The sequence below is a fragment of the Micromonospora sp. NBRC 110009 genome, from assembly GCF_030518795.1.
Classification (GTDB): Bacteria; Actinomycetota; Actinomycetes; order Mycobacteriales; family Micromonosporaceae; genus Micromonospora.
In genome coordinates this window covers 1,076,710-1,099,811 of record NZ_CP130427.1, presented here as the reverse complement: position 1 = coordinate 1,099,811, position 23,102 = coordinate 1,076,710, and the positions used below count along the sequence as shown (strand labels likewise).

The 23,102-nt window shown below is 72.3% G+C and carries 25 protein-coding genes and 1 pseudogene; 9 read left to right on the top strand and 17 right to left on the bottom strand.

Annotation, left to right across the window (positions count from 1 at the left end; genetic code table 11):
- Positions 1 to 447: 447 nt before the first annotated feature.
- A pseudogene (locus Q2K19_RS05195) lies at positions 448 to 990 on the bottom strand (GNAT family N-acetyltransferase); the annotation flags it as partial.
- A gap of 48 nt (positions 991 to 1,038) precedes the next feature.
- Between Q2K19_RS05195 and Q2K19_RS05190 the strand changes: the two are divergent.
- The gene (locus Q2K19_RS05190; RefSeq protein WP_302768072.1) at positions 1,039 to 1,626 is read left to right on the top strand and encodes a TetR/AcrR family transcriptional regulator; all 588 of its coding nucleotides are present in this window, start codon (positions 1,039 to 1,041) and stop codon (positions 1,624 to 1,626) included.
- A gap of 6 nt (positions 1,627 to 1,632) precedes the next feature.
- Here the strand turns inward: Q2K19_RS05190 and Q2K19_RS05185 are convergent, their stop codons facing one another.
- From Q2K19_RS05185 to Q2K19_RS05165, 5 genes are all read right to left on the bottom strand, one after another.
- Entirely contained in the window at positions 1,633 to 2,952 is a 1,320-nt protein-coding gene (locus Q2K19_RS05185; RefSeq protein WP_302768071.1) for a radical SAM protein, read from the bottom strand.
- A 245-nt stretch (positions 2,953 to 3,197) separates the two neighbouring features.
- The gene (locus tag Q2K19_RS05180; protein ID WP_302768070.1) at positions 3,198 to 4,067 is read right to left on the bottom strand and encodes an endonuclease/exonuclease/phosphatase family protein; all 870 of its coding nucleotides are present in this window, start codon (positions 4,065 to 4,067) and stop codon (positions 3,198 to 3,200) included.
- Between the two features lie 249 nt (positions 4,068 to 4,316).
- Positions 4,317 to 5,168 carry a hypothetical protein gene (locus tag Q2K19_RS05175; RefSeq protein ID WP_302768069.1) on the bottom strand — a complete coding sequence of 284 codons (852 nt, stop codon included), beginning with the start codon at positions 5,166 to 5,168 and terminating at the stop codon, positions 4,317 to 4,319.
- Positions 5,165 to 5,674 (bottom strand): SigE family RNA polymerase sigma factor, encoded by a 510-nt coding sequence (locus tag Q2K19_RS05170; protein ID WP_302768067.1) that lies wholly within the window; start codon positions 5,672 to 5,674, stop codon positions 5,165 to 5,167. The genes Q2K19_RS05175 and Q2K19_RS05170 overlap by 4 nt, the downstream gene beginning before the upstream one ends.
- A gap of 123 nt (positions 5,675 to 5,797) precedes the next feature.
- On the bottom strand, positions 5,798 to 6,562 hold the full coding sequence (locus Q2K19_RS05165) for an SDR family oxidoreductase (RefSeq protein ID WP_302768066.1): 765 nt from the start codon (positions 6,560 to 6,562) through the stop codon (positions 5,798 to 5,800).
- A gap of 100 nt (positions 6,563 to 6,662) precedes the next feature.
- On the opposite strand from Q2K19_RS05165, the gene Q2K19_RS05160 reads away from it, so the two are divergent.
- Positions 6,663 to 7,517 carry a helix-turn-helix transcriptional regulator gene (locus Q2K19_RS05160; protein ID WP_302768064.1) on the top strand — a complete coding sequence of 285 codons (855 nt, stop codon included), beginning with the start codon at positions 6,663 to 6,665 and terminating at the stop codon, positions 7,515 to 7,517.
- 239 nt (positions 7,518 to 7,756) lie between these two features.
- Here Q2K19_RS05160 and Q2K19_RS05155 read toward each other — a convergent pair whose 3' ends face one another.
- Positions 7,757 to 8,317 carry an NADPH-dependent FMN reductase gene (locus Q2K19_RS05155; RefSeq protein WP_302768063.1) on the bottom strand — a complete coding sequence of 187 codons (561 nt, stop codon included), beginning with the start codon at positions 8,315 to 8,317 and terminating at the stop codon, positions 7,757 to 7,759.
- Positions 8,318 to 8,418: 101 nt separating this feature from the next.
- Here Q2K19_RS05155 and Q2K19_RS05150 point away from each other — a divergent pair, with 101 nt between their 5' ends.
- From Q2K19_RS05150 to Q2K19_RS05135, 4 genes are all read left to right on the top strand, one after another.
- Entirely contained in the window at positions 8,419 to 8,895 is a 477-nt protein-coding gene (locus Q2K19_RS05150) for a MarR family winged helix-turn-helix transcriptional regulator (protein ID WP_302768062.1), read from the top strand.
- A 100-nt stretch (positions 8,896 to 8,995) separates the two neighbouring features.
- Positions 8,996 to 10,318, top strand: a complete 1,323-nt coding sequence (locus tag Q2K19_RS05145; protein WP_302768061.1) for an AAA family ATPase — start codon at positions 8,996 to 8,998, stop codon at positions 10,316 to 10,318.
- A gap of 101 nt (positions 10,319 to 10,419) precedes the next feature.
- Positions 10,420 to 12,462, top strand: a complete 2,043-nt coding sequence (locus Q2K19_RS05140) for an MSCRAMM family protein (protein ID WP_302768060.1) — start codon at positions 10,420 to 10,422, stop codon at positions 12,460 to 12,462.
- Between the two features lie 205 nt (positions 12,463 to 12,667).
- Positions 12,668 to 13,270: a dihydrofolate reductase family protein gene (locus Q2K19_RS05135; RefSeq protein WP_302768059.1), complete on the top strand. Its 603-nt coding sequence runs from the start codon at positions 12,668 to 12,670 to the stop codon at positions 13,268 to 13,270.
- An 18-nt stretch (positions 13,271 to 13,288) separates the two neighbouring features.
- On the opposite strand, the gene Q2K19_RS05130 is transcribed toward Q2K19_RS05135, so the two are convergent.
- Genes Q2K19_RS05130 through Q2K19_RS05120 form a run of 3 tightly spaced genes read right to left on the bottom strand, consistent with a single transcriptional unit; the run spans position 13,289 to position 14,553 of the window.
- Positions 13,289 to 13,969 (bottom strand): hypothetical protein, encoded by a 681-nt coding sequence (locus Q2K19_RS05130; RefSeq protein ID WP_302768058.1) that lies wholly within the window; start codon positions 13,967 to 13,969, stop codon positions 13,289 to 13,291.
- Between the two features lie 40 nt (positions 13,970 to 14,009).
- The gene (locus Q2K19_RS05125) at positions 14,010 to 14,330 is read right to left on the bottom strand and encodes a GYD domain-containing protein (RefSeq protein WP_302768057.1); all 321 of its coding nucleotides are present in this window, start codon (positions 14,328 to 14,330) and stop codon (positions 14,010 to 14,012) included.
- Position 14,331: 1 nt separating this feature from the next.
- On the bottom strand, positions 14,332 to 14,553 hold the full coding sequence (locus Q2K19_RS05120) for a hypothetical protein (RefSeq protein ID WP_302768056.1): 222 nt from the start codon (positions 14,551 to 14,553) through the stop codon (positions 14,332 to 14,334).
- Positions 14,554 to 14,653: 100 nt separating this feature from the next.
- On the opposite strand from Q2K19_RS05120, the gene Q2K19_RS05115 reads away from it, so the two are divergent.
- Positions 14,654 to 14,848 (top strand): hypothetical protein, encoded by a 195-nt coding sequence (locus Q2K19_RS05115; RefSeq protein ID WP_302768055.1) that lies wholly within the window; start codon positions 14,654 to 14,656, stop codon positions 14,846 to 14,848.
- Between the two features lies 1 nt (position 14,849).
- On the opposite strand, the gene Q2K19_RS05110 is transcribed toward Q2K19_RS05115, so the two are convergent.
- From Q2K19_RS05110 to Q2K19_RS05100, 3 genes are read right to left on the bottom strand one after another with little or no spacing between them, the layout of a single operon-like run.
- Positions 14,850 to 15,431: a dihydrofolate reductase family protein gene (locus Q2K19_RS05110; protein WP_302768053.1), complete on the bottom strand. Its 582-nt coding sequence runs from the start codon at positions 15,429 to 15,431 to the stop codon at positions 14,850 to 14,852.
- Entirely contained in the window at positions 15,428 to 15,883 is a 456-nt protein-coding gene (locus tag Q2K19_RS05105; protein ID WP_302768052.1) for an SRPBCC family protein, read from the bottom strand. Before Q2K19_RS05105 ends, Q2K19_RS05110 begins: the two co-directional genes overlap by 4 nt.
- The gene (locus Q2K19_RS05100; protein WP_302768051.1) at positions 15,880 to 16,215 is read right to left on the bottom strand and encodes an ArsR/SmtB family transcription factor; all 336 of its coding nucleotides are present in this window, start codon (positions 16,213 to 16,215) and stop codon (positions 15,880 to 15,882) included. The genes Q2K19_RS05105 and Q2K19_RS05100 overlap by 4 nt, the downstream gene beginning before the upstream one ends.
- A gap of 107 nt (positions 16,216 to 16,322) precedes the next feature.
- Here Q2K19_RS05100 and Q2K19_RS05095 point away from each other — a divergent pair, with 107 nt between their 5' ends.
- The gene (locus Q2K19_RS05095) at positions 16,323 to 19,550 is read left to right on the top strand and encodes an ATP-binding protein (RefSeq protein WP_302772283.1); all 3,228 of its coding nucleotides are present in this window, start codon (positions 16,323 to 16,325) and stop codon (positions 19,548 to 19,550) included.
- 1 nt (position 19,551) lies between these two features.
- On the opposite strand, the gene Q2K19_RS05090 is transcribed toward Q2K19_RS05095, so the two are convergent.
- From Q2K19_RS05090 to Q2K19_RS05075, 4 genes are all read right to left on the bottom strand, one after another.
- Positions 19,552 to 19,914, bottom strand: coding sequence for a hypothetical protein (locus Q2K19_RS05090; protein ID WP_302768050.1), 363 nt, complete (start codon positions 19,912 to 19,914; stop codon positions 19,552 to 19,554).
- Positions 19,915 to 19,988: 74 nt separating this feature from the next.
- Positions 19,989 to 20,843 (bottom strand): ABC transporter permease, encoded by an 855-nt coding sequence (locus Q2K19_RS05085; protein ID WP_302768048.1) that lies wholly within the window; start codon positions 20,841 to 20,843, stop codon positions 19,989 to 19,991.
- Entirely contained in the window at positions 20,840 to 21,853 is a 1,014-nt protein-coding gene (locus Q2K19_RS05080; protein ID WP_302768047.1) for an ATP-binding cassette domain-containing protein, read from the bottom strand. The genes Q2K19_RS05085 and Q2K19_RS05080 overlap by 4 nt, the downstream gene beginning before the upstream one ends.
- Before the next feature lie 26 nt (positions 21,854 to 21,879).
- Entirely contained in the window at positions 21,880 to 22,434 is a 555-nt protein-coding gene (locus tag Q2K19_RS05075) for an NADPH-dependent FMN reductase (RefSeq protein WP_302768046.1), read from the bottom strand.
- A gap of 128 nt (positions 22,435 to 22,562) precedes the next feature.
- Here Q2K19_RS05075 and Q2K19_RS05070 point away from each other — a divergent pair, with 128 nt between their 5' ends.
- Positions 22,563 to 23,093 (top strand): GNAT family N-acetyltransferase, encoded by a 531-nt coding sequence (locus Q2K19_RS05070; RefSeq protein WP_302768045.1) that lies wholly within the window; start codon positions 22,563 to 22,565, stop codon positions 23,091 to 23,093.
- Positions 23,094 to 23,102: the final 9 nt, after the last annotated feature.

The window sequence follows — 23,102 nt, the reverse complement described above, 5'->3', positions numbered from 1 at the left end:
CTCGTCGTCCCAGGCCAGCGAGCTCATCTTCCAGCCCGACGGGGTCTTGACGAACTGGGTCGTCTTCATGCCCCGGCCCTCGAACCACTCGCCGTTGAGGTAGCCCGACTTCCGGTACTCGCTGAACCGGTGGGCGATCGAGCCGAAGATCTCGGTGGTCTCCGAGGTCTCCCATTCCTGGAACTCGGTCAGCGTCCCGTCGGTGAGGATCTTCTCGCGAGGTTCGACGAACCTGCGCAGGTCGTAGATCACCGGGGTGGTGCCGGCGTTGCTGATGATCATCCCTTCGGGGATGAACACCTCTTCGATCGCTGCCACGTTCGGCCGGGCGCCGCCCGGGTTGGCGAAGGCGCCCAGGAAGGTGGCCATCAGGCCGTCGAGTTCGGCCTTCACCTCGGCGGACATGACGTCCGTGGTGCTGGCCGGGCCCGGCCGGCCGGCGCAGCCGGCCCGCCACTCGTCGGCCAGCACGGACCAGATCTCCAGATCGGTCCGTCCGCCCGCGCCGTCCGGGTAGACCTGACGCAACGTCCCGTCGCGGCTCATGCCCAGCCGCTGCGCCACCGCGATGCTGCGCGTGTTGCGCGACTTGGTGCGCCACTCGACGCGAGCGATGCCGCGTTCCTCGACCGCCCAGCCGATGATCTGTTCCGCGGCGCGGGTGATCAGGCCCTGGCCCTGCGCGCCGGGCTCCAGCCAGCAGCCCGCCTCACAGACGCCCAGCGCGGTGTCGAAGGAAACGAACATGACGCCGCCGACCAGCCGGTCGTCCCACCAGATGCCCCAGATACCGCCGCTGTCCTGAGCCCGCTTGTCCGCGTACCGCGCCAGAACCGCGCGAGCCTCGCCGACGTCGCGGGCGACGAACGCGGGGGAGACCCACGGCGCGATGTGCTCGCGCGCCCGGTCCAGGTGGGCGAGGAACTCCTCGGCGTGCCACGGCTCGAGCGGGCGCAGCATGGCCGAGGGAGCGAGGGGCAGCGCGATCATCACAGACCTCCGCACATAACAAACGTTTGGCATGTACGCTAACAGACCATGACCCCCGCACGGACCGACCACGACTCCCGCCGCCAGGACGTCTCGGAGGCGGTGTGGCAGGTCCTGGCCGAGCACGGCTTCGGCGGCCTCACCATGCGCGCCGTCGCCGCGGCCCTCGGCTCCTCGACCGGGCTCGTCACCCACTACTTCGCGGGCAAGCGGGAACTGATCGCCCACGCCCTGGACATCCTCGAGGTGCGCACCGCGCAGCGACCCCGGCAGGCCGCCCCCGCGCCCGGACTGGCGGCACTGCGCACGCAGATCCTCAACATCCTCCCGCTGACCCCAGATGCGGCGGCGATGAACCGGATCTGGGTCGGCTCCTGGGATGTCGCCCTCTCCGACCCCGACCTGTTCGCCGCCCAGACCCTCCGCTACGAGCGCATCCGGGCAGGCCTGCGCGCCTGCATCGAGGACGCCCAACGGCTGGGCGAGCTGCCCGACGGCGACCCGGGCCGGCTCGCCACGACGGCACTGGCGTTCACCCACGGCCTGGTGGTCCAGGCGCTGTTCGACCCCGAGCGGCTGCCGGCCGCGACGCAGACCCGACTCGTCGACGACTTCCTCGCGACGCTCACCGGCTGAACCGCGTTACGACTCCGGCTCCGGATCGGCGGGCAGACTGTCCATGAAGGAGCTGACCGAGAAGACCGCTCGGCCGGCGCCGGCCGGGCCGTACCCGGGCGGGCTGGACAGGCCGTTGGCCTTCATGGTCGCGGCGTAGGCCTCCAGCAGCCGGATGTGGTATTCGAGCGGCGCACCCTGTGGGTTGGTCCTGCCGAGCGGGGTGGTCGGCTCGGGGCACCAGGTGGTGAACCGCGGGGTGATGCCCCGGGACATGAAGTACTGCAGGCCCTCGGTGGTGGAGTCGATCGCCTCGTCCACGCTGGTGAAGCCGTACGGGGCGGCCATCTCGACGCCCGCGACGAAGTTCGGGATGACGTTACGCGGCCCGAAGATCTCGGCGGAGTCGAGGATCCGTCGGTGCCACTCCTCCCGACCTACATATCGCTCCTTGCCGGGGCAGTAGAGCTCGAACAGCCGCTTGTCCCACACCTCGTAGTTGGGGTGGTAGATCCGGATGCCGTAGTCGTGGAACCGCTGCACGTCGGCCCGGGGCAACGCCTGGGCGACCACCTTGCCGATCCACCGGCCCGGGAACCGCTCCTCGATCGCCTGGGCGTACCGGCCGTAGAAGTCGGCCTCGGCCAGCCCGTCGACCTTGGACGTGATGCTGCCGCCGGTCAGGGTGTACGCCTGCGACGCGCCGGTGGTGTCGTGCCGGTCGATGATCTCCAGCGCCTCCAGCACCTCGTCGACGGGCTTGACCCCGGTGTACGGGCGACCGGCCTGCTTGTGCTGACGCCAGTTGTGGTTGATGTCGCAGTACTGGCATTCCTCCTTGGCCCCGAAGTACTGGCAGACCCGGAACACGGTCAGGTAGATGAGGTAGCCCCACTGGATCGTTGGGGCGACCTCCATCACCGACTTTCCGTTGGCCAGCGTGTGCCGGTAGTAGTCCGGCATCGGGGGCAGCCCGACGTCGGCGATCGGCCGGCCGTCCAGGAACAACCGCAGGCGGCCGTCGCCGTCGTCCTTGACCCGGTACGGCGAGTCGGGGTTGGTACGGACCGAGACGACCGTACGGCGCAGCCCGTACGGGCCGCCGGTGAGCACGATCTCCTCCGGTGGCCTGCGCAGCGCGGCGGTGCCCAGGTCCGGCAAGGTCCGGTGGTCGAAGGAGAAGATGAAGTACGACTTGGGCTTGACGGCCCCGCTCTCGTTGTCGGTCAACGCCGAGTCGTCGAAGGCCAGGCCGCCCCGCAGCAGGTCCTCCTTGATGACCGCCTCTTTCGGCACGTGGGGGAAGCGCCCCATCAGGTCCTCGATGAGATCGGTGCGCGACTGCATGCGCCCTCCCTGGCGGTTGTGCACGAAGGCCCCGAGGCGGTCCGCGAGGCCTGAGGTGGATCGGCGGCTCCCTGCTGCCTCCACGCTAGTCAGCCGCCGTGGGCCGGCAGGATCGGCCGGCCGAAGGTTGTTCGCTACGTCACGTCCACCTGCGGCGCCCGCGGGGATCCAGGCTCGGGGGGTGCTCCCGTCCCACGATCGGAGCACCCCCTTGGCGGGTCGGCTGCCGCTCGGGCGGCCCAGGATCAGTTGCCGCGTTGGTGCAGCAGGAGGTCGGTGACCACCGGCCGGTGGTCCGACGCCGCGGTCGCCGCGGTCTCCGTGCCCAGCACGGTGATGTCCGGCGAGACGCTGATGACGTCGATCCGCTTCACCGGATTGATCGCCGGGTACGTCTTGCCGCCGGTCGGGGCGGCGTCACGCAGGTCCTGCCACAGGGCGGCCAGCTCGGGTGCCCCCGGCTCCGCGTTGAGGTCACCGACCAGCACCTTCGGTCCGGAGTCGGCGGCCAGGATGTCCAGCGTGTCCGCGACCTGCATGCGCCGCACAGTCGGGTCCGCCCGGTAGTCGAGGTGTGTGGAGTACACGTGCACGTGCGCGCCTCGTACGTTGATCGTCACCTCGGCGAAGCCCGGTGCCGGGGCGGGTACCGGGTTGGGCACCTGGGTCGAGAGCCGGGTGATCTCGTGGTTCTCGGCCTCGAGGATCGGATAACGGCTGAGGACCGCGACCCCGTACTGCTGGCGGGGCGCATCGGCGGTCGGCGGATCCATGTCGTAGATCGGCGCGAAGAAGGCCCGCATGCCTAGTCGCCCGGACAGCTCCTGGGCCTCGTCCACGAAGTTGCTGCGTGCTCCCCAGTGGACGTCGACCTCCTGCAGGCCGACCACGTCGGCGTTCAGCGCCCGGATCGCCTCGGCGGTCCGGGCCAGGTCGAAGACGTTGTCCTCGCCGGCCCCCGCGTGGATGTTGTAGGTGGCCACGCGCAGCGCCACGGGCGGCGCGGCCGATCCCGCAGGCCCGGACGCGCCCGCTGGCCCGGCCAGCGGCAGTGGCGCCAGCGCAGCGGCGAGCGCGACGCCGAGCAGGACGCGGCGGTGAACGGTCAGTCTCAAGGGGTCCTCCGGATCAGATGGCGGACAGGCCAGCGCCGCGATAGGTGGGCACGTCGGGAAGAGCACGTTTCGACATGAGCGTTTCCTCCGGTACGAGAACGGCGCCTGGTTGCCCGGTAGAAGGCGCAATACACGCTAAACGCCGCCCGTGAGGCTGTCGATGATCTCTTGCCGAAGCCGGCATGGCCGGCCGATGGCGCGTCGATGGCCACGGTCGTCCGGGCGCGCCAGTGGCCCGGGCGATGCGTGTCACTGCAGATGGAACCGCTCGTCGACGGCGAGGGCCGCCAGCTGCGGGACGGAGAACGGCAGCGCCGTCAGCCTCGGCCGGTCGTCGTCGAGTTTGGCGCCCTGCGCGACGAAGGTGACCACGCCGTCCGGGTGCCGGTACGCCGCCCACTGGTCCAACCGGTCGTCGCCGGCCGGTCGGACCACCACGCCGACCCGTGCCGCACCGACGGCCACTACCTGGCACTCGCCCTGCATGCCCCAGAACTGCCGGGCCAGCGCGCACGGTTCGGCCGGCAATTGACTGCCCGCGGTGTGCACCTCGACGAGCAGGCGCCCCATCCGTTCGCCTTTGGCCAGGGCGGCCGAGGACAGGTAACTCCACACGTCGACGCCGTTCACGGTGTCCTCGAATTGCGCCTGGTGGGCCCGCAGTGGCATCTGGTCAGCGGGCTGAATCGCCGGGTTCTCCGGCGCGGTGTAGCCGGCCGGCACGACGGAGACGATCTCGTCGAGCAGCCGGAGCCCCTGGTCGTACCGGGAACCCGCCCGCGCGGTCCGGTCCTCCTGCGGGCGGCCGTCCGGTCCGGTTGGCCACGGCCTCGCGGTGTCTTTGGCCGTCGGCTGGGGGATGGCCTGCGGCCCAGGCCCCGCCGGGCGCAAGCCGCCGGAGCTGCCGAGGCCCGGGATGCCGATGGCCCCGAGGCCGGTGACCGCCAGAACCACGGCCGCGGACCCGGCACAGGCCCAAATGGTACGGCGCACCCGGGCCCGCCGAGCGGCGGCGAGTGTGGCGGTCGTACTCAACGGCGGCGGCGGGGTGGTCAGTGCCATCTCGCTGCGCAGCGCCTCGCGCAACTGCTTTCCGTTCATCGTTCCCCCTCTTCGATCCCGACATGCGCGGGCGATAGGAGGCCGCGCAGCGTATCCAGGCCGCGGGCCGCCTGGCTCTTCACCGTCCCGGGTGTGCAGCCCAGCAGCGCCGCGACTTCCTCAACCGAAAGGTCCTCCCAGTAGCGGAGCACCAGGACGGCCCGCTGGCGCGGCGGCACGGCGGCCAGCGCCTGGAGCATCACCAACCGGTTCTCCGGCGAGTCGGGCGGTGCCGGCCGCTCGGCGTTCTCCCCGCCCACCCGCTCGCGCCGCCACCAGCCGCGGCGCCGCTCGTCGAGGAACGTCCGGATCAGGATCTGGCGCACGTAGGCGTCGAGCACCTCGTGCCGGGAGACCCGGTTCCAGACCAGGTAGAGCTTCGTGAACGCGGTCTGGACCAGGTCCTCCGCCCGATGCCAGTCGCCGCAGAGCAGGTACGCGGTGCCGCGCATCGCGTCCGACCTCGCCGCGAAGTAGTCCGCGAACGCCACGTCGCGATCGCCCATTCAGGCCTCCTGTCCCCTATTCGAGATAGTCACGCGGGGTCCGGCCGCCAGGGTTGCTCGTCCAGACGAATCTCGGTGGAAACAGACGCCGGTGGGCTCGGGGGACGGATCGGGCGTCAGAGGCTACTTGCCATGCGGGTCGGCCGCGTTGAGCGTCGCCACGACCTGGTCGTAGTCGCCGCGCGCCTCGCCGTACCGGAGGAACTTCACCCGCTCGACCTGGATCTCCTTGGCCTCCGGCTGCGCCTCGATCAGCGCCACGACCTCCGCCACGAACTCGTCGAGCGGCATCGCGAACTCGCTGCTCTCCTGCCCGGGCAGCAGCGCCGTACGGACCGCCGGCGGTTCCAGCTCCACGACCTGCACGGTCGTGTCGGCGAGCTGCAGCCGGATCGACTCGCTGAGCAGGTGGATCGCGGCCTTCGACGCGTTGTAGCTCGGGGTGACCTTGAGCGGCGCGAACGCGAGACCCGAGGAGACGGTCATGATCGTGGCGTCCGGCTGCGCCCGCAGGTGCTCGACGAACGCGGCGATCAGGCGGATCGGGCCGAGCACGTTGGTCGTGATGATCGACTCGGCCGAGTCGAGGAACGTCTCGGGCTGGTGCCAGTCCTCGACGCGCATGATGCCGGCCATCGTGACGAGGACGTTGAGGTCCGGGTGCTTCGCCAGCACCTGCTTCGCGGCCGAGGCGATGCTCGCGGGGTCCGCCGTGTCGATCGCGACGGTGTCGATGCCGGGGTAGTCCGCGGCGATGAGGTCGAGCAGGTCGGTGCGCCGGCCGCCGATGATCACGGTGTTGCCCTTGGCCCGCAGCTCGAGGGCGAGCGCGAGGCCGATCCCGCTCGTCGAGCCGGGGATGAAGATGGTGTTTCCGGAGATGTTCATGCTCCGAGCTTCGCCGCTCGTCCCGGGCCGGGGGCAGAGACCGGTTATCGGGGGATCGGCAATCCCTGGTTGGCCCGCGCCGCGGGCGGATACTGGGATCATGGACCGTGCAGCCCTGGCCGATTTCCTGCGCCGCCGCCGCGAGGCGCTGCAGCCCGGGGACGTCGGGCTGGCCACCGGCGCCCGTCGGCGCGCGCCGGGGCTGCGGCGCGAGGAGGTCGCCTCGCTCGCGGCGATGTCGACCGACTACTACACCCGGCTGGAACAGCAGCGCGGCCCGCAGCCGAGCGGGCAGATGCTCGCCTCGCTCGCCCGGGCGCTGCGGCTGACCGGCCAGGAACGCGACTACCTGTTCCAGGTGGCGGGGCAGAACCCGCCGGCGTCGGTGTCGGTGGCGACGCACGTGGCCCCGGCGCTGCTGCGCGTGCTGGACCGCCTCGACGACACCCCGGCGCTGATCCTGTCCAACCTCGGCGAGGTGCTCGTGCAGAACCGGCTGGCCGACGCCCTGTTCGGCGACCGGTCGGGCTACACGGGCCTCGCCCGCAGCGAGATCTACCGGTGGTTCACCGATCCGGCGGAGCGGCTGCGCTACCCGGAGGAGGACCGCGACCGGCAGAGCCGGGCCCAGGTCGCCAACCTGCGCGCCGCGTACGGGTCGATGGGCCCGCAGTCGCGGGCCGGCGAGATCGTGCGGGCCCTGCAGAAGGCGAGCCCGGAGTTCGCCGAGCTGTGGGACCGGCACGAGGTCGCGCAGCGGTTCGCGGACCACAAGACCCTCGTCCATCCGCAGCTCGGTGCGATCGAGCTCGACTGCCAGGCGCTGTTCACCGAGGACCAGTCCCAGGCCCTGCTCGTGCTGACCGCGCCGCCGCGCAGCGAGGGCTACGAGAAGCTGCAACTGCTCGCCGTGCTGGGGCACGAGCGCTTCCCCGCCGACACGGCGTCCGCCTAGTCAGGGTTGGTACTCGCCGCGCGTGCGGGGCAGCCACTGCGGGTGCTGGTCGCGGACGTACTTGACCAGGCCCTCGCGCAGTCGCAGCGCAGGTCCCAGGAGCTCGGCCCGTCGCCGGCCGACACGCGCACCTGCACCTCCAGCGTCTGCGGCGTCACGTCGACCACCTGGAGGGTTGAGCCCGCGCATTGTCCGTTCCCTTCACTCACTCACTCGCGTCGCGCCGAACGGCAGCGTGGTCACTTGCCGCGCAGCGGCGCGAGGGCCCGGCTCCAGGCCACGATCTGGTCGAGGGTCGTGTTGAGCGCGTCCTGCTGGAACTGGTTGGGCTTGAAGACGCTGAAGTTCTCGAAGTCGGTGAAGAGCGAGAGGGCCACCTGCGACCGCACGTCGGCCATCTGCAGCTCGCCGGCGATCAGCCGCAGGTGCTCGACCGCGCGGGCGCCGCCCACCGAGCCGTAGCTGACGAAGCCGACGGCCTTGTTGTTCCACTCGCCGTAGAGGAAGTCGATGGCGTTCTTCAGGGCGCCGGACGTCGAGTGGTTGTACTCCGGCGTCACCATCACGAACCCGTCGAACGACGCGATCTTGTTGGCCCACTCCAGCGCGTGCGGCTGCTGGTACTGCCCCATCGACGGCGGATACACCTCGTCCAGGTGCGGCAGCTTGTAGTCGAGCAGGTCGACGAGCTCGAATTCGGCGTCGCTGCGCTGCTTCGCGACCTCGTACACCCACTGGCCTACGGCGGCTCCGTTCCGCCCCGGCCGGGTGCTGCCGATGATGATTCCGATCCTGGCCATCTGCGGTACCTCCCTGGTGGCAGACCACCCGAGCGGGGGCCTTGCTTCGCGCAGCAACTATATGGCGAGCAGTTCCTTCGTCAAGCAAGTAGAGTGGGGTCATGTCCACCGTCACACCGCCGCCGGCGCCGACCCCGGAAGGGCCGAAACCTCTCAACCCGGACGAGGAGGCCGTCGTCCGGTCCCTCACCCGCGTCATCTACGCGCTGCCCCGCGCCATCGACGCCGAGATGGTCCGCGAGCAGCGGCTCCCCCTGATCGAGTACCTGGTCCTGATGCACCTCTCCGAGGCCCCCGACCGGCAACTGCGCATGAGCGAACTCGCCACCGCCTGCGAGATGTCGCTCAGTGGCATGAGCCGCGCCGTGCAGAAGCTGGAAGGCCAGGGGTACGTCGAGCGGGCCAGGTGTGCAGACGACGCCCGCGGCTGGAACGCCGTCCTCACCGACGCCGGCTTCGCTCGCCTGAGCGACGCCTGGCCCAGCCACCTCGCCGCCGTGCGCCGGCACTTCCTCGACCACCTTGCGGGCCTGGACCTGAAGAAGGTCGCCGCCGCCCTGGAGAACGTCGCCACCTGAGCGGGTTCGTCAGCCCGAGGCGGCGGTGCACCGCACCCTCCTCGTATGGTGACGGGACCGCCGCCCACCCCTCGGGCGGCGGCCGGGTCGGAGGTGGTCAATGCTCGCCGGGTTGGCGGTCCCGCCCGCGGTCGAGGCGGAACGGGTCATCACCGCCGTCCTCGCCGACCTGCGCTCCGGCGACCACCGGGGCGTGGTCGTCGACTCGCCGCCGGGCGCCGGCAAGTCCACCCTCGTGGTCCGCGCCGCCGCCGAACTGGCCGCCACCGGCGAACCGCTGATCATCATTGCGCAGACCAATGAGCAGGTCGACGACCTCATCGACCGCCTGGCCCGCAAGGCCCCGAAGCTGCGCATCGGCCGGCTCTCCGCCGCCGACTACCGGCCGTCCGACCGGGTCAAGGACCACGACACCGTCCGGGTCGCGGCCAAGGTCGCCGACCTCGGCGGGCCGGCCGTCACCATCGGTACGGCCGCCAAGTGGGCCACCGTCGCCGAGGGCACCTGGCCGTGGGCGATCGTCGACGAGGCGTACCAGATGCGCTCGGACGCCCTGCTGCGCGTGGCCGGACGGTTCGCGCGGGCGCTGTTCGTGGGGGATCCGGGCCAGCTCGACCCGTTCTCCACCGTCGAGACCGCCCGCTGGACCGGCCTGACCTGGGATCCGATGCAGTCGGCGGTGGCCACCCTGCTGCGGCACAACCCGGACCTGCCGGTACACCGGCTGCCGGTGTCCTGGCGGCTGCCCGCCACCGCCGCGCCGGTGGTCGCGGCGGCCTTCTACCCGTTCACCGGGTTCCGCGCCGGCACCGGGCTGGCCGACCGGGCGCTGACCTTCACCGAGCCCGGCCCCGGCGACGAGCTGGACGCCACCGTCGAGCTGGCGGCCGCCGCGGGCTGGGCGCTGTACGAGCTGCCCGCCCGCCACACCCTGCGTACCGATGCCGAGGCCGCCGCGGCCTGCGCGGACCTCGCGCTGCGGGTGCTGCGGCGCGGCGCGGTCGCCGTCTCCGAACAGGCCCCCGGGGGTACGCCCGTGACGGCCGACCGGATCGCCATCGGGGCCGCCCACCGGGACCAGGCGGCGGCCATCCGCGCGCGGCTCGGCGAGGCCGGCGCGGGCATCACCGTCGACACCGCCAACCGCCTCCAGGGTCGCGAGTACGACGTGACGATCGTGCTGCACCCGCTCTCCGGGCGGCGCGACGCGACCGCGTTCCACCTGGAGACAGGGCGGCTCTGCGTGCTCACCTCCCGGCACCGCCACGCCTGCGTCGTGGTGGCGCGGGCGGGGATCCCCGAGCTGCTCGACGCGCACCCGTCGACCGAGCGGGTGCACCTCGACGTGCCGGTCAAGTTCCCGGACGGTTGGGAAGCGAACCAGACGATGCTCGCCCACCTCGCCCGGCACCGTTTCTCCTGATGACGGCAAGGGGACAGCGGGTGTGACCGCCCATCGCTAGGCTGACGGCCGACGCGGGGCACGTCCCCGCACATCCTCACTCCTCTTACCCCCGAGGAATCATGAGCAGATCGATGCTGCGCCGGTTCGGCGCACTGCTGCTGGGTGCCACCCTGGCCCTGACCGGGCTGGCCACACCGGCCCAGGCAGCAGACACGGGCTCCATCACGGGCCAGCTGACCGACGGCGGAGCCGCGGTCACCGGCGGCTCCGTCTACCTCTACGGCGACGACGTCGACCACACGGACTACGCGTGGCTCGACGACCAGGGTCATTACGCGTTCGACGCGGTCCCTCCGGGCCGGTACCGGGTGAACTTCGAGGCGTGGGGCCACCCGACGCAGTACGCCTATGGCAAGACCGACTGGTCGTCGGCGAATCTCATCACCGTGACGGCCGGCGGCACGACGGTGGTCGATGACGAGCTGCTGCCGGTCGGCACCCTCACCGGGCGGCTCGTCGACCGGACCGGCGCCCCGGTGCAGTTCGCGTCCGTCGGCGCCGAAGCCGTCGACTACAGCAGCTTCGGCTACGGCAGCACGGACCCGGACGGCAATTTCGCCATCCAGGTCGTGCCGGGCAGCTACCGCGTCCGGTTCGACCTGGGCGCGTTCAGCCAGTTCGCCTACGGCACGCTGGACCCCGGCGCCGCGACGGTCTTCGCGGTCACCGCGGGCAGCACGGTGACGGTCAACGACACCCTGGTGCCCACCGGCATCGTGGCGGGCCGCTTCACCGACACCTCCGGCGCGCCGCTGTCCGGCGTGGACGTCTACGTCAACAACGGCCAGTTTTTCGGCAGCGCCCAGACCGACGAGGACGGCCGCTACCGGCTCGACCAGGTCCCGGTCGGCACGGACTACACCGTCCAGTTCTCCAGCGCGGCGCTGTCCGTGCAGCAGTACGCCTACGGCACGGTGGACTCGTCGGCGGCGGCCCGGTTCGCCGTCACCGAGGGGCAGACCACCGCGGTCGACGACCAGAAGCTGCCGACGGGCAGCGTCCGCCTCACCGCCGTGGACTCGCGTACGGGCCAGCCGATCCTGAACTTCACCTCCGGTATCGGCCTCGACTCGCGGGACACCAACAACGGCGAGGTCATCTACCCGGACGTCCCCGTCGGCACCCACGAGATCTGGGCCAGCGCCCCGGGCTACTCGTTTGACGGCACCACGGTGACGGTCCTTGCCGGCGAGCAGGCCGACGTCAAGCTGGTCATGGAGCCAATGGCGCGCATCACCGCCACCGTGGTGGACGCCAAGACCGGCACGCCGCTGGCCGGCGTTTGCATCGTCCCGGTGCGCGTCGAGGAGGTCCGGATGCCGGACGGCTGTGGCGAGGTCACCGACGCGAACGGCAAGGTAACCCAGTTCATCCAGCGGGGTGCGGGCACCTACCAGCTGCTGGCGTGGCCGGACCAGGCCCAGGGCTACGGCGCCCAGTGGCTCGGTCCGCGCGGCGGCACCGGCGACCCGCGGCGGGCCACGCAGTTCACCGTGGAGTCCGGCGAGACCGTCACGCCGCCGGTCATCCAGATGGATCGCGCGGGTGTCATCGCCGGTCAGGTCTTCGGGCCGGACGGCGCCGCGCTGTCCCACGGAGCCGTCCGGATCGCCGGCGAGCCGGTCGGCCTGGGCAGCAACTTCGGTGTCTTCGCCATCGGCGACGAGGGCCACTACCGGATCGACAAGCTCGGCCCGTACGAGTGGCCGCTCCTCTTCGACGTGCCCGGGCAGGCCACGCAGTGGAGCGGTGGCGAGGGCAACCGCGACCGGGCCGACCGGATCACGGTCGTCGCGGGCGGCACCACCACCTACGACTACCGGCTCGAGGCCGGGGTCCCGCTGACGGTGGCGAGTACCACGCCGTTCAGCGGGTACGTGGCTGCCCGCAACGCCGACACCGGTGACCTCGTCGGGCTGTGGTGGATCTCCGAACCGAACGTCGGCGTCGTCCGGCAGCTCATGGGCGAGCAGCGCATCCGGTTCGAGTACTACCCGGCCGAGGGCGGCCGCAAGTTCGTCGGCGGCGAGGACTTCGCCTCGGCGGCCACCTACAAGATCCATAAGCACAAGGACGCGGCGTTCGAGCTCACGCTCGGCTGAGCACGTCGACGAAGGCCGGGCACGCTCGCCGTGCCCGGCCTTCGTGTGTCACCAGCACGGACGCCGTTCCGGAATAGCCCTCCGCAAAAGTCTGTCGAAAAAATCCTGGGATCGATGTCGAAACTGGCGTCGCCAGGATCTACCCCTGGTCAGAGAGCAGCGGGCCCGGTTACCGGCGGGCCGACGAGGACCAAGGAGTGGATCGATGACGAAGGTTACGACCGGGGCGACCATGTCGCTGGACGGCTACATCGCCGACGCCTCGCACGGTGGCTTCGAGTACCTCTTCCAGTGGTACGAGAACGGGGACGTCGAGACGCCGACGGCCACCCCCGGCATGACGTTCCGCACCTCGACGGCGAGCGCGGAACACCTGCGCGACCTGACCGAGCGGACTGGCGCCCTGGTGGTCGGCCGGCGGCTGTTCGACATGACCCGCGGCTGGGGCGGCCGGCACCCGATGGACGTGCCGGTGGTCGTCGTCACGCACTCCGTACCCGAGGGATGGGAGCGCGAGAGCGACTCGTTCGTGTTCGTCACCGACGGCATCGTCAGCGCGATCGACCGGGCGAGGGCCATCGCCGGCGACAAGCAGGTCGGCGTCAACGGCGGCACGATCGCGGCGCAGGTCCTCGAGGCCGGCCTGCTCGACGAGGTTCACGTCGACCTCGTCCCGGTGCTGCTCGGCGACGGCATCCCCTTCTTCGCCGGCCTGAAGATCGCCCCCGTGCAGCTGGCCGGGCCGACGCGGGTGGTCGAGGGCAGCGGCGTCACCCACCTGGCCTACCGGGTGCGCAAGGCGGGCTGACCCCTGCCGGCCGTCGGCCTAGCGAACCAGCAGCTGGTACGCGAAGGCCGCGGCCTGCACGCCGATGTAGTTGCCCACGACGAGCAGCAGCAGCGGCGTGTACGAGGCCAGGCCGGGTAGCCGTCCCGACTGGCGCATCGCCTGCACCAGCTCGAAGGCCAGGACGGCGGAGCGGCGCCAGCACAGGGCCACCGTGACCAGCGTCAGCACCGTGATGCCGTCGCTGATGGTGCCGAGCAGGTCGGGGAATCCGTAGCGCGCCGGATCCCGGCCGGCATCGACGAACAGGTGCTCGCCCATCCGGAACCCGAGTGCCGTCCCGAGGATCGCCCCCACGGCGGAGAACTCACCGATGTGCACGAGGAAGCTTCTGGTCGACGGCGGGGTCACCGGCAGCATGAGCACCGTGGTCAGCTGGGTCAGCGTCGAGACCGCCAGGAACACCACGACGGCAGCGGCCACCGCGACCACGATGCGCCACGGTCCCGGGATCAGCGCCGGGTCGTCGATGTACCGGGCGGCGAGGTGCCCGCCGAGCACGACGAGTCCCATGAGGACGACCATGACCAGTGCGCCCGGATTCGACGCGAAGCGGATCGCCCGGTCCGGCGGCGGGGTGGCTGCCTGCCGCTCATTGCGGGTGGCCCGGCCGGCCGGCTTGCGGCTGTTCGCGGGTCTGTTGCGCTTCGGGCGAGCCACCGCGCCAGGGTAGCGGTGGCCGACACCGACGAGGGAATGGTCAGCGGCCCGGTGGGGCGTAGCCGGGTGCCATCTTGACGGCCTCGTCGACCTCGTCCGGGCTGAGCAGCGGGACGACCTGCACCCGCAGGCCGCCCGCCGCGCCGACCGCAACGGCCAGCGCGGCGGCGGCCTGGTGGTCGGGCAGGTCGCACAGCACGTAGGTGTCCTCGGCGCCGAAGGCGAAGTGGATCGAGGTCATCTCTCCGCCGCCGTTCTCCACCAGGGCCCGTACGACCTCGGCGCGTTTGGTGCCGCCGTCCCGAATCAGCCCGGCGAACCCTTCGGCGGTGTATGTCGACTTCAGCAGGAACGTGGGCACGTCACCGCGTCCCCTGCCGTTGGACCCGCTGCGAGCCCTCGACCTTGGCCCGGCCATGGTCGCGTTCGCTGCCTGACGTCCCGGTCGCCGCGCGCAGGTGTCGGCGCTCCGGCGAGTGCTCGACCTCGGAGCCCTGCCGCCCCCGGGCGCCGCTGCCCGAGTGCCGTCCCGCGCGTGCCGACTCGCCGCCCGGATCGTGCTTGTTCTGCTTGTGGCTACCCATGGGCCGCGGTTACCCGGTGCGTCCCCGGCTAGTCCTGGCCCGGCGCCTTGACCTGGCCGGCACATACTGGACGCAGGCAGTTCATCCGGAGGGAGCCCACATGCGCTGGCTCGTCGTCCTGGTCATCATCGTGCTCGCCGTGCTCGCCGCCCGCCGCTGGGCCCGCACCCGACGCGCCCCGATCGATGGCGAGCGCCAGGTGCGGGACCTGCGCGCGTCCGGCGAGGCCCGCCGGCGCCTCGGCGACCAGCGGGGCCGGGAAGACCGGGGCGGCGTGGGCGGCTGGAGCTTGTGACCTAACCCTGCGCGCGGGCGTAGTGCAGCAGCAGTGCACCCGTGCTGGTCGGCGTGCAGCGGGTCAGCGCGAACGACTGCAACCCGCCGTCGGCCGGCCAGATCCGCTTGCCGCCGCCGAGGCGTACCGGGTCGACCATCAGCCGCAGCTCGTCCACCAGATCCTCGGCGAGCAGGGCGGTGGCGAGCTGCGCGCTGCCGATCACGTGCAGCTCACCCTCGTCGGACTTGGTCAGCGCGGCCACCGCCGGCAGGTCCGGCAGGACCGACGAACCCGACCACGCGGGGGCGGAGAGGGTCGACGAGACGACGTACTTCGGCTTGCTGTTCAACGGCTCCGCCACCACCCGCTCGGGGCCGGTGACGTGCGGCCAGTGCGCGGCGAACCGCTCGTAGGTCTTCCGTCCGAAGAGGAACCCGCCGGCGGCGTTCAGGTTGTCGACCACCCACTGTCGGGAGGTGTCGTCGAACCAGCGCAGGTGCCAGCCGCCGTGCGCGAAGTCGCCGCTGGGGTCCTCGTCGGGCGCGCCGGGCGCCTGCACCACGCCGTCCAGGCTCATCCACTCGACCACCACGACCTTCATGCCGCCACCTCCGCGAGCTTGTCCAGCGCCGACTCCCAACCGGGCCGGACCCCGTCGGCGACCTGCGGCAGCGCCGCCGCCAGCGCTTCGAGCCTTTCGTGTACGAGGGTGAGCCCCGTCCCGCCGTCCGGCTTCCCGTCGAGGGTGACGGTCAACAGCGAGTCGTACGCCGGGCCGCCGGTGCGCTGCGGGCCGACGAAGCCCCAGCGCCAGACGATGCGCCGGTCCTGCTCCAGCTCGACCAGCTCGCAGTCGAACCCGCCGACGTCGGTGCCGGCATCGGTGTGCCAGATCCGGTACCGGCCGCCGACCCTCGGCTCGACCTCGGCGCGGGTCACCTCCAGCCCGCCGGGGGCCATCCAGCGGCGCAGCAGGTCCGGGTCGAGCCAGGCCCGGTAGACCTTGTCGGGTGGGGCGGGGATGTCGCGGTGCAGCCGTACGGCGGTGCTCACTGCTCAGTCCCTTCCTCGGTGAACAGCGCCTCGAGGGCGTCGAGCCGGTCGGCCCAGTGGCGCTGGTAGAAGTTCAGCCAGGCGGAGGCGGTGGCGAGCGGGGCGGCCTCCAGTCGGCAGACGTGCCGCCGGCCGGTGACCGTACGCGTGACCAGGCCGGCGCGTTCCAGCACCTGCACGTGCTTGGACGCGGCCGCCAGGGACATCGCCAGGGGTTCGGCCAGCTCGCCGACGGTCAGCTCCCGTTCGGCGAGCCGGCGCAGCATGGTGCGGCGCGCCTCGTGCGCGAGCGCGTGGAACACCGCGTCCATCCTCAACGGATCCTCAACCATGTGGTTGACACTAGTTGCCCCTTGGCCAACCTTCAACCTTTTGGTTGAGATTTCGAGGTGCGTTCGTGCTCGGCCTTGTCGGACCGGTCGGCTACGGTCGGGACGTCATGGAGCCGCGGATCGGCGAGGCGCTCATCGGGCGGGAGCACCCCGCGGGCCTGCTGCGCGCCGAACTGGACCGGGTGATCGCCAGTCACGGCGGGCTCCTCCTGGTGACCGGCGAGCCCGGCATCGGCAAGACCACGCTGGTCACCGCCGCGGCCGAGGAGGCGCGGCGACGCGGTGCGCTCGTCCTCGGCGCGGCCTGCTGGGATTCCGACAGCGCACCCGGCTACTGGCCGTGGGTGCAGGTGCTGCGCCGGCTGCGCCGCTCCGCCGACGACTGGGCCCTGGCCGGCCAGGCGGCCGAGCCCGGCCTTGCGGCGCTGCTCGGCGAAACCAGCGGCACCCGAGCCGCCGGCCTACCCGGCGACGGTGGCGGCGAAGACGGCGGCCAGGAGGAGTTCGCGCTCCACGACGCCGTGACCACCGCCCTGGTCGCGGTCGCCCAGCGCCGGCCGGTCGTAGTGATCCTCGACGACCTGCACTGGGCCGACCCCGCCTCGATGCGGCTGCTGCTGTTCGCCACCCAGCACACCTGGTTCGAACGGCTGCTGCTGATCGGCACCTACCGCGACGCCGAGGTGGAGTCCGGCGACCACCCGCTCCGCCCGCTGCTGCTGCCGCTGACCGCGAAGGCCACCACCATCACCCTCACCGGCCTGTCCCGCGAGGAAGTGGCCACCCTGATGGCCCGCACGGCCGACCGGCAGCCCGACGCCGCCCTCGTCGAGCAGGTGCACCGGCTCACCGGCGGCAACCCGTTCTTCGTGGAACAGACCGCTCGGCTGTGGAACGCCGACGGACTCGTCACGGCCATCGCGCCCGGCGTGCGGGAGGCCGTCCGCCGCCGCCTGGACCAGGTGCCCGCCCCGGTGGTCGAGGCGCTCACCGTGGCCGCGGTGCTCGGCCGCGTCTTCCACCGCCGACTCCTCGCCGCCTGCGTGCCCAGCCCGGCCGCGCAGGTCGACCGGCTCCTCGACCACGCGGTGTCCGCCCGGCTGGTGGTGGCCCGCGGCGGCGGCCGGTTCGCCTTCGCCCACGACCTGGTCCGGGAGACCCTCTACGACGGGCTGCCCGACGCCGACCGGCGGGCCCGCCACGCCGCCGTCGTCCGCGCCGTCGACCGGTCGGCGGCCCTCGCCGACCAGCTGATCCCGGCCGACCTGGCGCGCCACGCCTGGCTCGCCGGCACCGACCTCGACCCGTCCCGAGCCGCCGACCTGCTGGTCGCCGCCGCCCGGGACGCCGGCGGCCGGCTGGCCGTGGAGGAGTCGGCCCTGCACTTCCGCCGCGCCCTGGAAGTCGCCGCCGAGCCCACCCGGCGCGTCAAGATCATGGTGGAGCTCGCCCAACTGCTGCACCACGTCGGCGGTCGCGACGAGGCCGAGCGGCTGCTCACCGACGCCGCGGCGCTCGCCCGCACGGTCGACGAGCCGGCCGTGCTGGCCCGCGTCGCGCTCACCGTCCACCGGCAGTCGGCCACCGCCCGCCGCCGGCTCGACCCCGACGACCTGGTGCGCGAGGCGTACCGGCGGCTCATCGGCGAGCCCGACGGCAAGCTGCCGGCGAGCACCCTGGCCGCCGACCTCATCACCGCCACCGAGACACTCGCCCGCCACGGCCGCGACGACGAGGCGCTCACCTTCAGCCTGTGGGCCCGCCACGACACGACCTGGGGGCTCGGCACCGCCGCCGACCGGGCCGCCGTCACCGCCGAGATCCGCGACGTGGGCCGCCGGACCGGCGACCGGGAGACCGAGCTGTGGGCCACGTCGCTGCGCTGGGTCGCCCTGCTGGAACTCGGCGACCCGGGCTACCACCGGGAGTTCACCGCCTTCGTCAGCGGCTGCCGGGCGGGCGACGTGGCCCGCCACCGGATGGCCGCCGCCATCGACGCCGGCATCATCGCCGGGTTCCGGGGCGACTTCGTCGAGGCCGACGAACACCTGGCCGAGATGGACGGCTACGGCGAGTGGGAGCACTCCGACCACGCGTTCATGGGGCATCACCTGCGCTGGGCGCGGCTGCTGCTGCAGGGCCGGTTCGCCGAGCTCGACCCCCTCCTCGACGGGCTCGACGCGGCCGGGCACCCGCATCCGGAGCTGCTCCGGGCGATCACCGCCGCCGAACGCGGCGACACCGAGACGGCCGTACGGCTGACCGCCGGCATCGACGCCGCCGGCACGACGTATCCCCGTCCGGTGTCACCGCTGTGGCTGCGCCTGCGCGCGCAGGCCGCCGCCGCGAGCCGCGACCGGCGTCGCTGCGCCGAGGTGCGTGCGGCGCTGGTGCCGCACCGCGGCGGGTGGATGGCCGCGCTGTTCGGGTGCGACATCAGCGGCCCGGTCGACCACTGGCTGGCCGGCGTCGACGCCGCGCTGGAGCGTTGGGACGACGCCGTCGCCGGGTTCGAGGCGGCCCGCGATGCCGCCGACCGGATGGGCTCCCGCCCTTGGTCGCTGATCAGCCGGGCCGCGCTGGTCGACGCCCTGACCGCGCGCGGCCGGGCGGGCGACGCGGGCGCGGCGGCGCGGTTGCGCGCCGACGCGGCGGACGAGGCGCGAGTGCTCGGCATGGCGCAGGTGCTGCACCGACTCGGCGCCGAGGCGCCGGAAACCGGCGTCCCGGTGTCCGCCGGCGCGCATCCCGCCGGCGGTCCGGCGTCGGCCCGACCCGGGCCGGCCGTCGACCACGAGTTCCGCCCGGACGGCGCCGTCTGGCGACTCGCGTACGCCGGCACCGTGGTGCACCTGCCCGATGCCAAGGGCCTGCACGACCTGCGCCTGCTGCTCGGCCGGCCCGGCGTCGACGTGCCCGTGGTCGAGTTGCTCGACCCCGCTGCCGGCCCGGAACTCGCCGCCGCCCGCCGGTTCGGCGGCGACCCGGTGCTCGACGACGAGGCGAAGACCCGCTACCGGCGCCACCTGCAACGGCTGGACGACGAGATCGACCGGGCCACCGTACGCGGCGACGAGGCGAAGGCGACCGCACTGGACGTCGAACGCACGGCGCTGCTGGCCGAACTGCGCGCCGCCGCCGGGCTGGCCGGCCGCAGCCGCCGACTCGGCGACGAGGCCGAGCGGGCCCGCAAGGCGGTGACCGCCCGGATCCGGGACACGCTGCGCCGGATCGGCGAGCGCCATCCCACGCTCGCCGCCCACCTGCGCGACGCCGTCTCCACCGGGAGCACCTGCCGCTACCTCCCACCCGAGCCCGTGCCCTGGCGCCTCTAGCTCAGCCGGCGGGGCGGAACCTCAGCGCGGACCAGGTGGCGTCAACGGAGATCTGCCGCACCGGCTGGACCCCCCGCTGGCTGAGGGCGGCCGCGAGCCTGTCCCGGTTGAGGTCGGTGCCGAGTTGGCCCCCCTTCGGGTAGGCCACCCACGCCAGCGCGTCCCGCCGTGCCAGGTCCAGGACGGCTTCCACCTCCGAGGTGGCGAGATCCGCCGCGGCGGTCACGAAGACCACGGCCCCGTCCGCGGCGGCCACCTCTGCGACCGCCGCGCTCGACGTACCCTCGATCTCCACCTCGTCCGGCTTCCGCAGCACCACGATGTGCTGCCCCGGCTTGATCTGAAGCTTGCTGGCGACCGACATGCGCCCAGTCTGACAGCCGCTGATCGCCGCAACGGGGGTACCGCCGCGTCCCGGGACGGCACCCCCGCCTGAGGTCAGCGGCGGTTGTAGCGGTACATGGTCAGGGTGCCGAAGGCCACCAGGAAACCGGCGCTCCACAGCAGCAGCCACATGGTGTTCGTCGCGTCGAACGAGCCGGACATCACGGCGCGGACCGCCGCCACCAGGTGGGTGATCGGATTGGCCTTGACGAACGCCTGCAACCAACCCGGCATGGTGCCCGGGTCGACGAACACGTTGCTCAGGAAGGTCAGCGGGAACAGCACCATCATGCTGACCCCCATCACCGACTTCTCGCTGCGCAGGACCAGGCCGAAGAACGTCCAGACCCAGGAGAACGCGAACGAGAAGACCACCAGCAGGCCGATGCCCGCCAGCACGCCGACCAGCCCGCCGCCGGGCCGGAAGCCGAGCACCAGCCCGACACCGAGGATGACCAGGGCGGCGAGGACGTAGCGCAGCACGTCCCCGAAGATCATCCCGACCAGCGCGGCCGGCCGCCAGACCGGCAGGGTCCGGATCCGGTCGAAGACACCCTTCTCGATGTCGGTGTTCAGGCCGACGCCGGTGTACATCGTGATCATCACGACGCTGGTCACCATGATGCCGGGCAGGAAGAACTGCAGGTAGTCGCGCGGGCTGCCGGCGAGCGCGCCGCCGAACAGGTACGTGAACATCAGCACCATCATGATCGGGAAGGCGGTCACGTCGAAGAGCTGCTCCGGCACGTGCTTGATCTTCAACATCGCCCGCCAGCCGAAGGTGAGCGACGCCGACAGGGCACCCGGTCGCGGCGGCCGCGCACCCGGCGCGAGGACCGTCGCCAACGCCTCGGTGGACGGCACGTAGACCGACGGTGCCCGCCCGGTCGTGGTCGCGGTGTCGCTCATCGGGCCGCCTCCAGCTCGTCGTCCCGCTCGTCGGCAGTGCCGGCGGGATGGTCGGTCAGGGCCAGGAACACCTCGTCCAGGCTCGGCTGGCCGAGGGAGAAGTCGTCCACGACGATGCCGGCGCGGGCCAGTTCCCCGAGCGCCCGCGCCGCCTGCTCGCCGGCCTCCAGGTCGGTGCCGTCCTCGCCGACCCGGGCCGTCATCGCCACCGGGTCCGGCTCGAGCTGCACCGGCACGCCCAGGGCCGTCCGCAGCACCTGCTCGGCCGCCGAGCGCTGGCCCGCGTCCCGCAGTCGCACGTGGATCGTGCCGGAGCCGACCGACGACTTCAGCTCGCCCGGGGTGCCCTCCGCGATCACCCGGCCGTGGTCGACCACCGCGATGCGGCCGGCCAGCTGATCGGCCTCGTCCAGGTACTGCGTCGTGAGCAGGACGGTCGTGCCGTGGGCCACCACCGCCCGGATGATCTCCCACACCTGGTTGCGGCTGCGCGGGTCCAGCCCGGTCGTCGGCTCGTCCAGGAAGAGCAGGTCCGGCGTGTTGAGGATGCTCGCGGCGATGTCGATCCGGCGCCGCATCCCGCCCGAGTACTTCTTCACCTGCCGGCCCGCCGCGTCGGTCAGGCCGAACGCGGCGAGCAGGCTCTCGGCCCTCGCCCGGGCCGCCGGCTTGCGCAGGCCCAGCAGGCGGCCCAGCAGGACCAGGTTCTCCATCCCGGTCAGGTCCTCGTCGAGCGAGGCGTACTGCCCGGTCAGGCTGACCCGGGCGCGCACCGCGTCGGCCTCGGTCACCACGTCGTGGCCGAAGACCAGCCCCCGGCCACCGTCGGGGCGCAGCAGCGTGGCCAGCACCCGGACCGCGGTGGTCTTACCGGCCCCGTTCGGCCCGAGCAGCCCGTAGACGGTGCCGGCGGGGACCTGCAGGTCCAAGCCGTCGAGCGCGCGGGTCGCGCCGAACGACCGGACCAGACCGTCGGCTTCGACGGCCAGGCCGGTGTTCCGGTTACCCATGATCACTACCTCTCTGGTCGGCATTGTCAGGAGACGTACGGGCGGGCGGCGCGGCCCTCGCGCAGCGCCAGACCCCACCAGCGGAGTTCGTCGAGGAGCACCCGGGCGTCCTGCCGGAGCTGCTCCGCGACCGGCCCGGTCAGCTCACCGGCGAGCAGGTCCACGCCGACGACGTCGCGCACCGTCACCGCGTGCAGCGCGGTGAAGACGGTCCGGAGCTGGTCGACGGCGTGCATCCCGATCGAACGGCAGCCGTACGACACGAAGCCGACCGGTTTGGCGTGCCACTCGTCGTACGCGTAGTCGATCGCCTGTTTCAACGAGGCCGGGAAGCTGTGGTTGTACTCCGGGGTGACCACGACGAACGCCTCCGCCAGGCGCACCTGCTGCACGAACGACCGCATGGCCGCGGTGGGCTCGGCGGGATAGCTCGCCGGGAAGTCGTACCCGGCGAGGTCGACAGCGGTCACCGCCAGGTCGTCGCGCAGCCGCGCCTGCTCGACGAACCAGCGACCGATCCGGTCGCCCGTCCGCCCCGCCCGGGTGCTGCCGATGATCACAGCCAGCTGTAGCGGTGCCATGCTCCCTCCCCGCCTGCGTCGGCCCTCACCCGTCAGGCGCGAGACAGTCCGCTAGATGCGATCTGGCGGGGGATCGCCTGGCTGTCGGTGGCGCCTGCTTCAATGCAGCGCCGGAAGAGGGGGACGACATGACCGAGGTGCGGATGGTCCGCTGGAGCACCGCTGACCTGGCGCTGTTGCAGCAGCTCAACTCGCCCGAGGTGCGCGCGCACACCGGCGGCCCGGAGACCGACGAGCAGGTGCTCGCCCGGCACGAGCGATACGTGCGCGGCGCGGGCCCGCGCAGCGGGACCATGTTCACCGTGCGGCTGCCCGACGGGACGAAGGTCGGCAGCGTCGGCTTCTGGGAACGCGACTGGCGCGGCGAGCCGGTCTACGAGATGGGCTGGGCGATCCTGCCCGCGTACCAGGGACGGGGGCTGGCGACCGCCGCGGTGCGCGCGGTGACCGCGGAGGCCGCCGCGCGCGGCGACCGGCGCTTCGCGCACGCCTACCCGTCGGTGGACAACCCGCCGTCGAACGCGGTCTGCCGCAAGGCCGGCTTCACCCTGCTCGGCGAGACCGAGTTCGAGTACCCGCCGGGGCACCTGATGCGCTCCAACGACTGGCGCATCGAGCTGACCGGGTCACGGCGCGACGGGACGGCCGCCACGCCGTGACCGGTGGGG

Bases quoted from the DNA above. Each gene is read 5' to 3' on its own strand.
- Q2K19_RS05190 (WP_302768072.1), top strand. From the start codon at position 1,039: ATGACCCCCGCACGGACCGACCACGACTCCCGCCGCCAGGACGTCTCG.
- Q2K19_RS05185 (WP_302768071.1), bottom strand. From the start codon at position 2,952: ATGCAGTCGCGCACCGATCTCATCGAGGACCTGATGGGGCGCTTCCCC.
- Q2K19_RS05175 (WP_302768069.1), bottom strand. From the start codon at position 5,168: ATGAACGGAAAGCAGTTGCGCGAGGCGCTGCGCAGCGAGATGGCACTG.
- Q2K19_RS05170 (WP_302768067.1), bottom strand. From the start codon at position 5,674: ATGGGCGATCGCGACGTGGCGTTCGCGGACTACTTCGCGGCGAGGTCG.
- Q2K19_RS05165 (WP_302768066.1), bottom strand. From the start codon at position 6,562: ATGAACATCTCCGGAAACACCATCTTCATCCCCGGCTCGACGAGCGGG.
- Q2K19_RS05160 (WP_302768064.1), top strand. From the start codon at position 6,663: ATGGACCGTGCAGCCCTGGCCGATTTCCTGCGCCGCCGCCGCGAGGCG.
- Q2K19_RS05155 (WP_302768063.1), bottom strand. From the start codon at position 8,317: ATGGCCAGGATCGGAATCATCATCGGCAGCACCCGGCCGGGGCGGAAC.
- Q2K19_RS05150 (WP_302768062.1), top strand. From the start codon at position 8,419: ATGTCCACCGTCACACCGCCGCCGGCGCCGACCCCGGAAGGGCCGAAA.
- Q2K19_RS05145 (WP_302768061.1), top strand. From the start codon at position 8,996: ATGCTCGCCGGGTTGGCGGTCCCGCCCGCGGTCGAGGCGGAACGGGTC.
- Q2K19_RS05140 (WP_302768060.1), top strand. From the start codon at position 10,420: ATGAGCAGATCGATGCTGCGCCGGTTCGGCGCACTGCTGCTGGGTGCC.
- Q2K19_RS05135 (WP_302768059.1), top strand. From the start codon at position 12,668: ATGACGAAGGTTACGACCGGGGCGACCATGTCGCTGGACGGCTACATC.
- Q2K19_RS05120 (WP_302768056.1), bottom strand. From the start codon at position 14,553: ATGGGTAGCCACAAGCAGAACAAGCACGATCCGGGCGGCGAGTCGGCA.
- Q2K19_RS05115 (WP_302768055.1), top strand. From the start codon at position 14,654: ATGCGCTGGCTCGTCGTCCTGGTCATCATCGTGCTCGCCGTGCTCGCC.
- Q2K19_RS05110 (WP_302768053.1), bottom strand. From the start codon at position 15,431: ATGAAGGTCGTGGTGGTCGAGTGGATGAGCCTGGACGGCGTGGTGCAG.
- Q2K19_RS05100 (WP_302768051.1), bottom strand. From the start codon at position 16,215: ATGGTTGAGGATCCGTTGAGGATGGACGCGGTGTTCCACGCGCTCGCG.
- Q2K19_RS05095 (WP_302772283.1), top strand. From the start codon at position 16,323: ATGGAGCCGCGGATCGGCGAGGCGCTCATCGGGCGGGAGCACCCCGCG.
- Q2K19_RS05090 (WP_302768050.1), bottom strand. From the start codon at position 19,914: ATGTCGGTCGCCAGCAAGCTTCAGATCAAGCCGGGGCAGCACATCGTG.
- Q2K19_RS05085 (WP_302768048.1), bottom strand. From the start codon at position 20,843: ATGAGCGACACCGCGACCACGACCGGGCGGGCACCGTCGGTCTACGTG.
- Q2K19_RS05080 (WP_302768047.1), bottom strand. From the start codon at position 21,853: ATGGGTAACCGGAACACCGGCCTGGCCGTCGAAGCCGACGGTCTGGTC.
- Q2K19_RS05075 (WP_302768046.1), bottom strand. From the start codon at position 22,434: ATGGCACCGCTACAGCTGGCTGTGATCATCGGCAGCACCCGGGCGGGG.
- Q2K19_RS05070 (WP_302768045.1), top strand. From the start codon at position 22,563: ATGACCGAGGTGCGGATGGTCCGCTGGAGCACCGCTGACCTGGCGCTG.